This window comes from Lonsdalea britannica (assembly GCF_946477055.1).
Taxonomy (GTDB): Bacteria; Pseudomonadota; Gammaproteobacteria; order Enterobacterales; family Enterobacteriaceae; genus Lonsdalea; species Lonsdalea britannica_A.
The window spans coordinates 32,214-46,908 of sequence record NZ_CAMKXG010000002.1 but is presented as its reverse complement, the minus strand read 5'-3'; the positions used below and the strand labels follow the sequence as shown (position 1 = coordinate 46,908).

11 protein-coding genes are annotated in these 14,695 nt (G+C 56.3%); 1 reads left to right on the top strand and 10 read right to left on the bottom strand.

Annotated elements, in window-relative coordinates; all coding sequences use genetic code 11:
• The 10 genes from Q7O77_RS00500 to ribF form a co-directional block, all read right to left on the bottom strand.
• Positions 1 to 755, bottom strand: a 755-nt coding sequence (locus Q7O77_RS00500) for a threonine/serine exporter ThrE family protein (RefSeq protein ID WP_304162275.1), incomplete at its 3' end; no start/stop codon positions are given.
• A 337-nt stretch (positions 756 to 1,092) separates the two neighbouring features.
• The gene (locus Q7O77_RS00495) at positions 1,093 to 2,016 is read right to left on the bottom strand and encodes an SDR family oxidoreductase (RefSeq protein ID WP_304162273.1); all 924 of its coding nucleotides are present in this window, start codon (positions 2,014 to 2,016) and stop codon (positions 1,093 to 1,095) included.
• Positions 2,017 to 2,230: 214 nt separating this feature from the next.
• Positions 2,231 to 5,455, bottom strand: coding sequence for a carbamoyl-phosphate synthase large subunit (gene carB / locus Q7O77_RS00490; protein ID WP_304162270.1), 3,225 nt, complete (start codon positions 5,453 to 5,455; stop codon positions 2,231 to 2,233).
• A gap of 78 nt (positions 5,456 to 5,533) precedes the next feature.
• Positions 5,534 to 6,679 (bottom strand): glutamine-hydrolyzing carbamoyl-phosphate synthase small subunit, encoded by a 1,146-nt coding sequence (carA, locus tag Q7O77_RS00485; RefSeq protein ID WP_304162267.1) that lies wholly within the window; start codon positions 6,677 to 6,679, stop codon positions 5,534 to 5,536.
• A 456-nt stretch (positions 6,680 to 7,135) separates the two neighbouring features.
• Complete coding sequence (gene dapB / locus Q7O77_RS00480; protein WP_304162265.1) at positions 7,136 to 7,957, bottom strand: 4-hydroxy-tetrahydrodipicolinate reductase; 822 nt, start codon at positions 7,955 to 7,957, stop codon at positions 7,136 to 7,138.
• Between the two features lie 284 nt (positions 7,958 to 8,241).
• On the bottom strand, positions 8,242 to 9,192 hold the full coding sequence (ispH, locus tag Q7O77_RS00475) for a 4-hydroxy-3-methylbut-2-enyl diphosphate reductase (protein WP_304162262.1): 951 nt from the start codon (positions 9,190 to 9,192) through the stop codon (positions 8,242 to 8,244).
• The gene (gene fkpB, locus Q7O77_RS00470; RefSeq protein ID WP_304162259.1) at positions 9,173 to 9,646 is read right to left on the bottom strand and encodes an FKBP-type peptidyl-prolyl cis-trans isomerase; all 474 of its coding nucleotides are present in this window, start codon (positions 9,644 to 9,646) and stop codon (positions 9,173 to 9,175) included. The genes ispH and fkpB overlap by 20 nt, the downstream gene beginning before the upstream one ends.
• Before the next feature lie 3 nt (positions 9,647 to 9,649).
• Complete coding sequence (gene lspA / locus Q7O77_RS00465) at positions 9,650 to 10,156, bottom strand: signal peptidase II (protein WP_304162256.1); 507 nt, start codon at positions 10,154 to 10,156, stop codon at positions 9,650 to 9,652.
• Positions 10,156 to 12,975, bottom strand: coding sequence for an isoleucine--tRNA ligase (gene ileS, locus Q7O77_RS00460; protein WP_304162254.1), 2,820 nt, complete (start codon positions 12,973 to 12,975; stop codon positions 10,156 to 10,158). Before ileS ends, lspA begins: the two co-directional genes overlap by 1 nt.
• Positions 12,976 to 13,007: 32 nt before the next feature.
• The gene (gene ribF, locus Q7O77_RS00455; RefSeq protein WP_304162251.1) at positions 13,008 to 13,949 is read right to left on the bottom strand and encodes a bifunctional riboflavin kinase/FAD synthetase; all 942 of its coding nucleotides are present in this window, start codon (positions 13,947 to 13,949) and stop codon (positions 13,008 to 13,010) included.
• A gap of 403 nt (positions 13,950 to 14,352) precedes the next feature.
• On the opposite strand from ribF, the gene rpsT reads away from it, so the two are divergent.
• Positions 14,353 to 14,616: a 30S ribosomal protein S20 gene (rpsT, locus tag Q7O77_RS00450; RefSeq protein ID WP_026739060.1), complete on the top strand. Its 264-nt coding sequence runs from the start codon at positions 14,353 to 14,355 to the stop codon at positions 14,614 to 14,616.
• The last annotated feature ends 79 nt before the right edge of the window (positions 14,617 to 14,695 follow it).

Below are 14,695 nucleotides of genomic sequence, written 5' to 3'. Positions count from 1 at the left end.
AGTCTCGTGGGCTCGGAGATGTGTATAAGAGACAGGGAGAGCGTCAGCAGACTGGCGATTGCCCAGCGCGCCAGCCCGGTGTTGACGTGTCCTTTGAACATATCAGCCACCGCGTTAATCAAGGGAAAGCCGGGCACCAGCAGCAGCACGCTGGCCGCCATCGCCACCGTGGCGGAATTCTCCAGCCCCGGCACTCGCATCAGCAAACCGGACGCGGAGGTGGCAACGAAGGCCGTAATGCAGAAGTTGATTAACGGATTGAAGCTGCGGGCCGTCAGCAGCTGGCGCACGTACATCGCAAGCCCGCTGGAGAGCAGCGCGATCAGAAACGCATCCCAGCCGCCGCCGTTCAATCGGCTGAAACAGCCGCAAGAGAGCGCGACGATGCTCACCACAATCCAGCGCGGATAGCGCAGCGGCTTGATGTTATTGAGCCGTTTCGCCACCTCCTCAACGCCCAGCAAGTGATGTTCAGCCATAATCACGACATGCTGCACCTCCGTCACGACGTGCATATTGATGCCGCGATCCTCATTTCTGCGCGTCGTCGTCAAACAGTGTCCGTTGACGATCGTGCTCAGCACCACGGCGTTAGCGGAAATAGAGCTTTCCACGCTATCGGCGCCCAGCGCTTTCCCCAGACGCGACGATAGCTGCTCGACGACCGTACTTTCCGCACCGTGCTGTAGCAGCATCAGCGCACATTGAATACACAACCGGGTGATGTCCCGTTGGGCGATACCTGAACTGATCATGTTGATGCTCCGACCCGACCTCAAAAGTCCCGAGAATTCACGCTGACGCAAGTCACCAAGGCAGTGACAGCCCCACGGCGTCGCCACTCACGGCTTACGACCCACACAGGCTAAGCCACAGCGTGATTTGCCAACATTATGCACGGATTTACCGCAATGGTTTTGATGATGATAAGGATTATGGCAGCTAATCAGGGAGATGAAACGGAGGAAGCGTAAAGCAGGAACGGCGTAAATCGGGCATGACAATCGGGGCGGCGGTGTCGTGGATACCCACCCTCAATGAAACAGCGTGGAACGGCCCATCGCCGCTCCACGCCCCGGGATTGGACAAAGATTACAGCGTGCCGGTGCCGCCGTCCGCACACCAGACCTGACCGGACGTATAACTGGCTTCCGCCGAGGCCAAGGTGACATACAGCGGCGCGATTTCCACCGGCTGCCCAGGACGCCCCATCGGCGAACTCGCGGCAAACTGCTGCACCATCTCCATCGGCTGACCGCCGCTGGACTGTAGCGCCGTCCAGTAAGGTCCCGGCGCGACCGCATTCACGCGAATCCCTTTGCCTGTCACCTGCTTCGCCAGCGCCTTGGTGAACGCCACGTTACAGGCTTTGGTCTGCGCGTAATCCAGCAGAATAGCGCTGGGGTTGAAGGCCTGCACCGAGGTCGTATTGATGATCGCTGAGCCGGGTTTCATGTGCTGTAACGCGGCTTTGCTGATCCAGAACGGCGCATAGACATTGGTTTTGAACGTGGCGTCGAACGCCTCGGTCGTCAGCTGTGCGATGGACTCGACGTACTGCTGGCGTCCGGCGTTGTTGACCAGAATATCCACTCCGCCCAGCTTATGTACCGCTTCGTCCACCAGCTTGTGGCAGAACGACTCGTCGCGAATATCGCCCGGTATCGCTACCGCCGTGCGCCCTTCGGCGCGAATCAGCTCAATGACTTCTTTCGCGTCAGACTCTTCTTCCGGCAGATAGTTGATCGCGACATCAGCCCCTTCTCGCGCATAGGCGATGGCCACCGCGCGGCCAATACCGGAATCGCCGCCGGTTACCAACGCTTTACGGCCCTGCAGACGGCCCGTTCCGCGATAGCTTTTCTCGCCGTGATCCGGCAGCGGCTGCATTTTACTCGCTAGCCCCGGCGGGGTTTGCGGCTGGCTGGGAAACGGGGGATGGGGATAGGCGTCGACCGGATTTTTACCGGTTAATGCAGAATGTGAGGACTGACCTTCTTTCTCATGCGAAGCCATACTTATCTCCTGATAAAGGATGTTCAGACGGATAAAAAATGCTCATCCGCACACGTTTGGGTCACCCTCTAAGCGTAGACGCTAAATGCGTCTTTTTCAGGAAAAAGAGTCATTTGTGCTGCCAAAAACAGATTCAACGCAATGAAATATCAATAAAAAACGGGCCAATCGGCATAACCGATCGGCCCGTTATCAACACCCAGTATCGCGAGCGTTATTGGCTGATTTTCGCGTGCATTTCCTGCACGGAGGTCACCTGTTCCGTCGGATCGGCATTCAGCGACATGGCGGTAGCAAATCCTCCGTTCATGGTGGTGTCGTAGTGCACTTTGTACTGCAGCGCGCTGCGACGGATCAGCTTGGAGTCCTCAATCGCCTGACGGCCAGCCGTCGTATTCACGATATAAGCGTACTCGCCGTTCTTGATGCGATCCTGAATGTGCGGACGCCCTTCGTGTACTTTGTTGACCAGACGCGGATTGATGCCCGCCTCTCCCAGCACCACGGCAGTACCGTGAGTCGCATCCAGCTCAAACCCGTGCTTCAGCAGCTTGGCCGCCAGATCTACAACGCGTCCTTTGTCGCCTTCACGTACCGACAACAGCGCCCGGCCGTTTTTCTTCATGGCGGAGCTGCTACCCAGCATCGCTTTGGCGAACGCCTCTGCAAACGTGCGGCCCACGCCCATGACTTCACCGGTCGAACGCATTTCCGGCCCCAGAATAGGATCGACGCCCGGGAATTTATTGAACGGCAGCACCACTTCTTTGACCGAGTAATAAGGCGGAATCACCTCTTTAGTTACGCCCTGCTCGGCCAGCGTTTTGCCTGCCATCACGCGCGCCGCCACTTTCGCCAACGGCACGCCGGTCGCCTTGGAGACGAACGGCACGGTACGCGCCGCGCGCGGGTTCACCTCAATCAGATACACTTCGTTGTTCTTGACCGCGAACTGCACGTTCATCAACCCGCGCACCGCCAGTTCGAACGCCAGTTTTTCGACCTGCTGACGCATCACATCCTGAATCTCTTTGCTCAGGGTGTAAGCCGGCAGCGAACACGCGGAGTCGCCGGAGTGAACGCCTGCCTGTTCGATGTGTTCCATGATGCCGCCGATCAGCACCTGTTCGCCGTCGCAGATAGCATCCACGTCCACTTCCACCGCGTCGTCCAGGAAGCGGTCCAGCAACACGGGCGCATCGTTAGAGACGCTGACCGCCGTCTGGAAGTAACGGCGCAGATCCGTTTCGTCGTAGACGATTTCCATCGCACGGCCGCCTAGGACATAAGAAGGACGCACTACCAGCGGATAACCGAGGCCCGCCGCTTTTTCTACCGCCTGGTCGATGGCAACGACGGTGGCGTTCGCAGGCTGTTTCAGGCCCAGACGGTCAACCGCCTGCTGGAAACGTTCGCGGTCTTCCGCACGGTCGATAGCGTCCGGACTGGTGCCAATCACCGGTACACCGGCCGCTTCCAGTTCACGCGCCAGCTTCAGCGGCGTCTGGCCGCCGTACTGGACGATGACGCCCTTCGGTTTTTCGATACGGACGATTTCCAGTACGTCTTCCAGCGTCACCGGCTCAAAGTAGAGGCGATCGGAAGTGTCATAGTCCGTAGAGACGGTTTCCGGGTTGCAGTTGACCATGATGGTTTCATAGCCGTCTTCCCGCAGCGCCAGCGAGGCATGTACGCAGCAGTAGTCGAACTCGATACCCTGACCGATGCGGTTCGGGCCGCCGCCCAGCACCATGATTTTATCGCGGTCGGTGTTCGGGTTGGCTTCGCACTCGTCTTCATAAGTCGAGTACAGGTAAGCCGTATCCGTAGAGAATTCGGCGGCGCAGGTATCCACGCGTTTGTAGACCGGGTGCAGGTTGTACTTGTCGCGCAGCTTACGAATTTCACCTTCAGAGACGCCCGCGAGCGTCGCCAGCCGCGCATCGGCAAAGCCTTTACGCTTCAGCATCCGCAGGAACTCAGGCGTCAGGCTGTTCGCCCCTTCTTCCGCTACTTGCTCTTCCAGACGCACCAGCTCTTCAATCTGTACCAGGAACCAGCGGTCGATATTGGTCAGGTTGAAAACGCCGTCTACCGACATCCCGGCGCGGAAAGCATCGGCCAGATACCAGATGCGATCGCCGCCCGCGTCTTTCAGCTCACGGCGAATGGTGGTCAGCGCCTCTGGATCGTCCAGATCCACTTTCGGGTCAAACCCGGTCGCGCCCACTTCCAGTCCGCGCAACGCTTTTTGCAGCGACTCCTGCTGTGTGCGGCCAATCGCCATCACTTCACCCACCGACTTCATCTGCGTCGTCAGACGGTCGTTCGAGCCTGCGAATTTTTCGAAGTTAAAGCGCGGGATTTTGGTGACGACATAGTCGATTGACGGTTCGAACGACGCCGGTGTACGGCCGCCGGTGATATCGTTCATCAGCTCGTCCAGCGTGTAGCCCACCGCCAGCTTCGCGGCGATCTTCGCAATCGGGAAGCCGGTGGCTTTGGAGGCCAGCGCCGAAGAACGAGAGACGCGCGGGTTCATCTCGATGACGATGAGACGGCCATTTTTCGGATTCACCGAGAACTGCACGTTGGAACCGCCGGTTTCAACGCCGATTTCACGCAGTACCGCCATCGAGGCGTTACGCATGATCTGGTATTCCTTGTCCGTCAGCGTTTGTGCCGGAGCCACGGTGATGGAGTCGCCGGTATGGATCCCCATCGCGTCCAGGTTTTCGATAGAGCAGACGATGATGCAGTTATCGTTTTTGTCGCGCACCACTTCCATTTCATACTCTTTCCAGCCAATCAGCGACTCATCAATCAGCAGCTCATTGGTCGGAGAAAGATCCAGACCGCGGGTACAGATTTCTTCGAACTCTTCGCGGTTGTAGGCGATGCCGCCGCCGGTGCCGCCCATCGTAAAGGACGGACGGATAATGCAAGGGAAGCCGACGTCAGCCGCCACGGCCAGCGCTTCTTCCATCGTATGCGCAATGCCGGAGCGGGCAGTATCCAGCCCGATTTTCTTCATGGCAATATCGAAACGACGGCGGTCTTCCGCTTTATCGATAGCATCGGCGGTCGCGCCGATCATCGTGACGCCGAACTCTTCCAGTACGCCGCGGCGTTCCAGTTCCAGTGCGCAGTTCAGCGCCGTCTGGCCGCCCATCGTCGGCAGCACCGCATCAGGCCGCTCTTTATCGATGATTTTGCGCACCACTTCCCAGTGAATCGGCTCGATGTAGGTGGCATCGGCCATCTCCGGGTCGGTCATGATCGTCGCCGGGTTGGAGTTCACCAGAATGACGCGGTAGCCCTCTTCGCGCAGCGCCTTGCATGCCTGCGCCCCAGAGTAGTCGAACTCGCACGCCTGACCGATGACGATCGGGCCGGCGCCCAGAATGAGGATACTTTTTATGTCGGTACGTTTTGGCATTTCTCGCTCCTGAGAACCCGCTGACTCGCCGCCGTCCAAGGGTGATTCCCCGGCGCGGCGCGACTCAGCGTCTTCTGATTATTTGGTGTGACGGTAAGACTCAATCAGCTCGATAAAGTGGTCAAACAGCGGCGCGGCGTCGTGCGGACCGGGGCTGGCTTCCGGATGTCCCTGGAAGCTGAAAGCCGGTTTATCGGTGCGGTGAATGCCCTGCAGCGAGCCGTCGAACAGCGATGTGTGAGTGACGCGCAAATTCGCCGGGAGTGAGGCTTCGTCTACCGCAAAGCCGTGGTTCTGAGCGGTGATCATCACGCAGTCCGCATCCAGATCTTTCACCGGGTGGTTGCCGCCGTGGTGGCCGAATTTCATTTTGATGGTGTCGGCGCCACTGGCCAGCGCCAGCAGCTGGTGACCCAGGCAAATGCCGAAGATCGGGATGTCGGTATCCAGCAGCGTTTTGATGGCGTCAATCGCGTAACCGCAGGGCGCCGGGTCGCCGGGACCGTTGGACAGGAACACGCCGTCCGGGTTGAGCTTCAAGACCTCTTCAGCCGACGTCTGGGCCGGAACAACCGTCAGACGGCAGCCGCGATCCACCAGCATGCGCAGAATATTGCGCTTGGCACCGTAGTCGTAGGCCACCACATGGTAAGGCAGCTCGCTGTCGTCTTTCGCCGTCGGCAGCTCGCCTTGCAGCGTCCAGCTCCCCTGACGCCACTCGTAGCTGGCAGCAGTCGTCACCTCTTTCGCCAAATCCATGCCTTTCAGGCCCGGGAATGAGCGCGCTTTTTCCAGCGCCAGCGCGGCATCCGCCGCATCGCCCACAATGATGCAGCCATTTTGCGCGCCTTTCTCTCTCAGCAGACGCGTCAGCTTGCGGGTATCAATATCCGCAATCGCCACAATGTTGTTGCGCTGAAGGTAATGGGAGAGGCTTTCCTGGCTGCGGTAGTTGCTGGCAATGAGGGGAAGGTCGCGAATAATCAGGCCTTGTGCCTGAATGGATGAGGATTCTTCGTCGCTGGCGTTGACGCCGACATTACCAATGTGAGGATACGTAAGAGTAACAATCTGGCGGGAATAGGAAGGATCAGTGAGGATTTCTTGATAACCGGTCATCGACGTATTGAAGACCACTTCCCCCACAGCCGATCCCTCTGCCCCAATGGCCCGACCGTGGAATTGGGTTCCGTCTTCCAGAACCAATAGCGCTGACTTAATCAAAACACCCTCCAAGGAATAAACAATCACGTTATTTGCATATTAATTCAGATTAGCCGATCTAAATCAATGCAAAAACCACCTGTAAGGTAAATTTTCGGCAAATTGGGCGCATTTTAATGACGGCCCGGTCAATTGTCCATCCAAAACAGGATTTTTTCTTATGTTTATACGTATTCAGTCAATAATCCCAGCCGACAGCCATAAAAACACACTTAAAATGGCGTAAGAAAACGGTTGCTCGCCAAGATGACAAAAAATACGCTTGAGATAGCATCAATTGCGTAAAACGGAGAGAGAAGAAGTGAAAAACCAGCCAACAAAGGAAGAAAACACTGAAATAAACAAACTACAGACAAAAATAAAACCAAAACCAAAATTTCACACACAATACTAAAAATGACACCCAAAGGTGCCATTTAAATCATTTAGTTACAGCAAAACCATAAAATCATGAAATTACAAATCTTCGAGACCCAGCACGTCTTTCATATCATAAAGACCTGATTTATGCGCACTTAACCAAACGGCGGCTCTTACTGCGCCATTTGCAAACGTCATGCGACTTGAAGCCTTGTGGGTTATCTCTACGCGCTCGCCGATGTCTGCAAACATGGCCGTGTGTTCACCGACGATATCGCCCGCGCGAACGGTCGCGAAACCAATGCTTTTGGGGTCACGCTCGCCGGTATAGCCTTCACGCGCATAGACTGCACAGCTTTTGAGATCGCGCCCCAGCGCGCCGGCGATGGATTCGCCCATGGCCAGCGCCGTCCCCGAAGGGGCATCCACTTTGTGGCGGTGATGCGCTTCGATGATTTCGATGTCGGTATAGTCGCCCATGACCTTCGCCGCTTTCTCCAGCAGCTTCAGCATCACATTGACGCCCACGCTGAAGTTGGCAGCGAATACGATGCCGATGTCAGCCGATGCCTGAGAAATCGCGGCTTTGCCCGCCTCATCGAAACCCGTCGTTCCAATAATCATGGATTTAGCGTGCTGGCGACAAAATGCCAGATGCGCCAATGTGCCTTCCGGACGCGTGAAATCGATCAAAACGTCAAAGTCGTTCTTTACGGCATCGAGGGAGTCAGAAACAACCACATTCCGTTTTCCCAGCCCGGCCAGTTCACCGGCATCGCTGCCGACCAGCGTAGAGCCCGCTCGCTCCAGAGCAGCGCCCAGCACGGCGCCATCAACGAGGTCAACGGCCTGTATGAGCTGACGCCCCATGCGTCCGCCGGCACCGGCAATCGCAATACGGATTGATGAATCCTTCATGTCTTCTCTCTCTTGTTCATGTCATGCATAAAAAATGCATTTAGGGTAACCAAACCGAACGGCAGAAAATGAAGCGATTTGCCGACCGGTGAAAATGAGCACGTCTCCCGCCTCTGTCACCCGCGCCACCACTCGCTGAGGGTGGTTATATGCCATTTTTGCGGTGTTCAAAGCATCGTGCAGGTTCATCACTATAACGCATAAACATGCAGTTTCAACGCAGGGAAATATTTTCGGGAAGGAGGAAACGACAGCACCGAACGGGCTGTCGTTCTGTCAGATCGTTAGTCGACCTGTTTAACTTCAACGCGCAGCTCTTTCGGCACTTCGAACACGATATTTTCTTCGCGTCCGACCATCTCGTGCGCCACTTCGCCGCCCAGCGACTGGAGACGCTGTACGACCGCCTGCACCAGAACGTCAGGCGCGGAGGCACCGGCCGTGACGCCGACACAGGCCGCATTGTTGAACCAGGCTTCCTGAATGTCGTCCGCCGAGTCAATGAGATAAGAGCGTTTGCCGACGCGCTGAGCCAGCTCCGCCAGACGGTTTGAGTTGGAGGAGTTTTTCGAACCGACCACCAGCACGACGTCCGCTTCGCTGGACAAATTACGCACGGCTTCCTGCCGGTTGGTCGTCGCATAGCAGATGTCGTCCTTACGCGGCCCGATGATGGAGGGGAAGCGCGCCCTCAGGGCATCAATCACCGCATAGGTATCGTCAACAGACAGGGTCGTTTGCGTCATGAAACACAAATGGTCTTCGTGCTTCACCTGCAGCGCATACACGTCCTCTGGGCTTTCGACCAGATACATACCGCCCTCAGGGTTGTTGTACTGCCCCATCGTGCCTTCGACTTCGGGATGCCCCGCGTGACCAATCAGAATCGCTTCCATCCCTTTCCGGCTGGCGCGCGCGACTTCCATATGCACCTTGGTGACCAGCGGACAGGTCGCGTCGAACACGCTCAAATCGCGGCTTTTGGCCTCTGCCCGTACCGCCTGTGAAACGCCGTGCGCCGAGAAAATAAGGATAGCGCCATCCGGCACTTCATCAATTTGCTCGATAAAAATAGCGCCGCGTTCCCGCAGGCCGTTAACGACAAAGCGGTTATGCACCACCTCATGACGCACGTAAATCGGCGCGCCGTAAATCTCCAGCGCGCGTTCCACGATGCTGATGGCGCGGTCAACGCCCGCACAGAACCCGCGGGGGTTAGCCAGCAAGATTTTCATGCTTCTCCTCCTGTAACGGGGGATCGATAGCCTGCACGTCGATATCGAACGTGATGGTGTGTCCGGCCAGCGGATGATTGAAATCGACGGTGACGGACTCTTCCGCCACTTCCTGAATAATGCCCGGCATATCCTGACCGCCAACGCCGCTGAACAGCATGATGGTTCCCACGTCGGGCACGCCGGTTTCGGCGAAGTCGCGTCGCAGGAAGAACTGAATCAAATCGGGATTGGCGTCGCCAAAAGCGGACTCGGGCGGCAGGCTGAAGCGACGCTTATCGCCCACCTGAAGCCCTAACAGCTGCTGCTCCAGCTCGAGGGACAAACTGCCGTCCCCCAGCCGAAACCGCGCCGGTTTTCCGCTGCGCTGAGTGCTTTCCGCCACAGATCCGTCTTCCAGCGTCAACGTGAAATGCACCAAGACGGTACTGTGGTTCTCAACACGCTCAGACATAGGTTATTTACCTTCGGCTTTTTTCTTCTCAGAGGACACGAAAAAGCCTTCGAGCACAATCAGCAATGCTCCGATACAGATGCCCGCATCGGCGATATTGAAGATGGGGTAGTGCCAGTCATTGATATAGAAATCAACAAAGTCAATAACATAACCATGAACTATGCGATCGGTCAGGTTACCCACCGCGCCGCCGATAATCATGGCGTAAGCGATGTTATTCAGCTTCTGACTGGCGCTGGAGCGATACATCAGTACCAGCAGAGCTGCGGTAATCGCCAGCGCAATCACCGCAAAGAACCAACGCTGCCAGCCGTCTTTATCGGCCAGGAAACTGAACGCCGCGCCCGGATTGTGGGCGTAGGTCAGATTAAAGAATGGGATCAGCGGCAGCGACTCACCCAACTGAAAGTGGGTCATGACCCACTGCTTGCTGCCCAGATCGACTACCAGCACTACCAGCGCCAGCCAAAGCCAGCGCAGTCCCGTTGATTTCATAGAGTGTCTCATTAGACGAATTTACGCACTTCGCCCGCACCACCAACATTGGTAGCACAGCGACCGCACACTTCAGGATGCTCGGAGTCAGTCCCGATATCCGTTTCAAAATGCCAGCAGCGCGGACATTTCTCGCCGTCAGCCTTATCAAGGACAATTTTCAGCCCTGATAATTCCGTCTGCTGAGCTTCCGCAGGCGCATCGTCGTAAGAGGCGATGGTCGCTTTCGAGGTCAGCAGCGCGAAATGCAGCTCAGGCTGCAGCTGATTCAGCTTCTCGGTCAGCGCGCTATCCGCATACAGCGTGACAGCCGCTTCCAGAGAACCACGGATGTGCTTGTCGTTGCGCGCCTGCTCGATGACCTTGTTCACTTCGCTGCGGATTTGCAGCATATCGGCCCAGAAAGCCTCATTCATGCTTTCATTGCCGTCAAGACCGAACAGGCCGTCATACCACTCTTCGGTAAAGACGTACTGCGCGCGCTCGCCCGGCAGGTAAGCCCAGATTTCATCCGCAGTAAAGGAGAGGATCGGCGCCATCCAGCGCACCAGCGCTTCGGCGATGTGGAACAGGGCCGTCTGACAGCTGCGGCGCGCGACGCTGTCGCTCTTCGCGGTGTACTGGCGATCTTTGATGATATCGAGGTAGAACGATCCCATTTCGATCGAGCAGAACTGCATCAGACGCTGGACCACGCGGTGGAAATCGTAGTTTTCGTACGCATCCAGAATCTCTTCCTGCGCCGCTTTCGCGCAACCGACCGCCCAGCGATCCAGCACGACCATATCCTGAGGTGCCACGCTGTGCTGAGCCGGATCGAAACCGTTCAGGTTCGCCAGCAGGAAGCGGGCGGTGTTACGGATACGGCGGTAAGCATCGGCGGAACGTTTCAGGATTTCATCGGACACCGCGATCTCGCCGGAGTAGTCGGTGGAACCGATCCACAGGCGCAAAATGTCGGCGCCCAGTTTATCCATGACGTCCTGCGGGCTGACCGTGTTGCCGATGGACTTGGACATTTTGCGGCCCTGTCCGTCCACGGTGAAACCGTGAGTCAGTACCTGACGGTACGGCGCTTTACCTTTGATAGCGGTAGAGATCATCAGAGAAGACATGAACCAGCCGCGATGCTGGTCGGAGCCTTCCAGATACATATCAGCCTCGTGGCCGCCGAATTCCGGGCGCACGTCGACGACAGATGCATGGGTAGAGCCGGAATCGAACCACACATCCAGCGTATCAGGCACTTTGACGTAGTTGGCGGCGTCTTCGCCCAGCAGTTCTGCCGAATCCAGATCCCACCATGCCTGAATGCCATCCTGCTCAACGCGTTTCGCGACGGCTTCCATCAGTTCCACAGTGCGCGGATGCAGCTCTTCGGTGTCTTTATGCACGAACAGCGACATCGGCACGCCCCAGGTACGCTGACGGGAAATACACCAGTCTGGACGGTTGGCGACCATGGTTTCGATACGCGCCTGACCCCAGTCCGGGATCCACTGCACGTCTTTGATTTCTGACAGTGACTGCTTACGCAGCCCTTTCTGATCCATGCTGATAAACCACTGCGGCGTCGCGCGGAAGATAATCGGCGTTTTGTGACGCCAGCAGCAAGGATAGCTGTGCAGCAGTTTTTCAACGTGCAGCAGCACGCCGCGTTCGCGCAGCATTTCAACAACAGTGTCGTTAGCCTTGAAGACGAACAGACCGTCCAGTCCCGGGAATGTACCCGGCAGATAGCAACCGTTCGGACCTACCGGGTTGGCGATTTCCAGCTGATATTTCTGACTGATGACGTAATCGTCCGGACCATGTCCGCCCGCGGTATGGACCGCGCCCGTACCGGCATCCAGCGTGACGTGGTCGCCCAGAATCGCCGGGACATCGAAGCCCATGAACGGGTGATTGAAGCGCATCAGTTCCAGCGCGTTACCTTCGCACTCACCCAGCGCCTTCCATTCGGAAACGCCCAGACGCTGCATCACGCTTTCAACCAGATCCGCCGCCAGAATCAGCGCCTGACCATCAACCTGCACCAGCTGGTAAATGAATTCCGCATTCAGGGAGATAGCGCGGTTAGCCGGCAGGGTCCACGGGGTCGTCGTCCAAATCACCAGAGAGATGGAACCGACTACCGCATCGGCTGAAACGCCAAACTTCGCCGCCACGGCGGAAGGATCTACCGCGCTGAAAGCAACATCAATAGAAGGCGACGTTTTGTCGTAGTATTCCACTTCCGCTTCCGCCAGTGCGGAACCACAGTCGGCGCACCAGTGCACCGGCTTCGCGCCTTTGTGCAGATGACCGTTAGCGATGATTTTGCCCAGCGCGCGGATGATGTTGGCTTCGGTGTCGAAGTCCATCGTCAGGTAAGGATGATCCCACTCGCCCAGTACGCCCAGTCGAATGAAGTCTTTTTTCTGTCCGGCAACCTGCTCTGCCGCGTACTTACGGCACTCCTGACGGAATTCTGCCGCGCTGACTTTTTCGCCCGGCTTGCCGACCAACTGTTCTACTTTCAGCTCGATAGGCAGACCATGACAGTCCCAGCCCGGAACATAGGGCGAGTCATAGCCGGAAAGCCCCTTGGACTTGATAATAATGTCTTTAAGAATCTTGTTAACCGAGTGACCAATGTGAATGTTGCCGTTGGCGTACGGGGGGCCATCGTGCAGGATAAAGGTTTTTTTACCCTGCTTGGCGCTACGAATAATCCCGTACAGATCCTGATCGTACCAACGTTTCAGCATATCGGGTTCGCGCTTGGCGAGATCGCCACGCATCGGGAACCCTGTTTCCGGCAAATTCAGGGTAGTTTTATAGTCACTCATTAGATTCTCGATTTCGTTTTCGGCTAGAAAAATTAAACCGGTGCCTTTAGCCCAAAGAATTCACGGGCCGCCACCTCATCATTAGCAATCTGCTGCTTCAGCGCATCAAGCGAAGCAAATCGCTGTTCATTACGTAGTTTTTTGCGCATGACCACTTCTATATGGCGGCCATACAGATCCAGCGTGACGTCAAGCAAATGCACTTCCAGCTGCTGACGTTTGTCGCCGGTGACCGTCGGACGCGTTCCGATGTTAGCCACGCCGGGAATAGGCTCATCGCCCAATCCGTAAACGCTGACGGCGTACACACCACTGACCGGCGAGACCTTGCGTTTTAACGGCACGTTCGCCGTAGGGAAACCGATCGTGCGGCCCAGTGCATTACCGTGTACCACGCGTCCCGAGATACTGAACGGGTGCCCCAGTAGCGCTTCGGCCTGCGCCAAATCGTCCTGGCTGAGCGCTTCCCGCACCGCGGTACTACTCACTCGTTTTCCACCGTTGCAGAACGAATCGGTGCTAATGACCTCAAAGTCCAGCTCAACGCCCGCTTTCTGTAATAACAGGAAATCCCCTTTGCGACCAGCGCCGAAGCGGAAGTCATCCCCCACCACCAGGAATTTCACGCCCAGCTTGTTGACCAGCAGATCGGAAATAAAGGTATGGGCGTTGTGGGCGGCGAAAGCCGCGTCGAACTTCACGCACAAGAGGTAATCCACCCCCGCCTGCGACAGGTATTTGACCTTGTCGCGCAACCGGGTCAGTCGGGCAGGCGCGTTTTCACCGCCGAACAGTTCTTGCGGTTGGGGTTCAAAAATCATCACCATCACCGGCAGTCCACGCTTCTGCCCTTCCTGTTTCAGGCGTTCGAGCAGCACATGATGCCCGCGGTGGACACCGTCAAAGTTACCAATAGTAAGCACACAGCCATGATGGTGTGCCTGAAGATTGTGTATACCGCGTATTAGCTGCATAACTGGCTCAAAACAGTGGAAATCGGCGGATTATACCTTGTACAGCGAGTAAGGTTAACCCGGGATGCGTGCCTTTTGTCGCCAGCCCTGCTGATTTCAGCACGGGAAGGCAGCTTAAAATGAGCAGAATTGCCTCCTATGAGGTAGTATCTCGCCCTCAGTAAGGCATGGGATTGCCAAGATCAGTCGGTTAACACGGGTTGCGCGTTTTAATACCGATTTATGGTGTGAAAGGCTGTATTCCCCGACGTGAAGCTGTTAAAATCCTGCGCCATCACAACGTAACAAGCGCTGACGTACAAACGGCGCTTATTTGCACAAATCCATTGACAAAAGAAGGCTAACCGGGCATATTCCTCGGCCTTTGAATTGTCCTCGATAGAATATATTTGGGAGTTGGACCTTGGCTAATATCAAATCAGCTAAGAAACGCGCCGTACAGTCTGAAAAGCGTCGCAAGCATAACGCAAGCCGTCGCTCCATGATGCGCACTTTCATCAAGAAAGTATACGCGGCGATCGCCACTGGCGATAAAGAAGCAGCACTGAAAGCGTTTAATGAAATGCAACCGATCGTGGATCGTCAGGCTAGCAAAGGCCTGATTCACAAGAACAAGGCTGCACGTCATAAGTCAAACCTGATCGCTCAGATCAACGCTTTGCAATAATCGCTTTTTGCGAGCATTGCTAGAAAAAACCGGCCTAGGCCGGTTTTTTTATGTCTGCAGATCCTGAAACAGCAAACGA

Coding starts and splice junctions, on each gene's coding strand:
- fkpB (WP_304162259.1), bottom strand. CDS start 9,646: ATGTCTGAGCGTGTTGAGAACCACAGTACCGTCTTGGTGCATTTCACG.
- ileS (WP_304162254.1), bottom strand. CDS start 12,975: ATGAGTGACTATAAAACTACCCTGAATTTGCCGGAAACAGGGTTCCCG.
- ribF (WP_304162251.1), bottom strand. CDS start 13,949: ATGCAGCTAATACGCGGTATACACAATCTTCAGGCACACCATCATGGC.
- dapB (WP_304162265.1), bottom strand. CDS start 7,957: ATGAAGGATTCATCAATCCGTATTGCGATTGCCGGTGCCGGCGGACGC.
- ispH (WP_304162262.1), bottom strand. CDS start 9,192: ATGAAAATCTTGCTGGCTAACCCCCGCGGGTTCTGTGCGGGCGTTGAC.
- Q7O77_RS00495 (WP_304162273.1), bottom strand. CDS start 2,016: ATGGCTTCGCATGAGAAAGAAGGTCAGTCCTCACATTCTGCATTAACC.
- carB (WP_304162270.1), bottom strand. CDS start 5,455: ATGCCAAAACGTACCGACATAAAAAGTATCCTCATTCTGGGCGCCGGC.
- lspA (WP_304162256.1), bottom strand. CDS start 10,156: ATGAGACACTCTATGAAATCAACGGGACTGCGCTGGCTTTGGCTGGCG.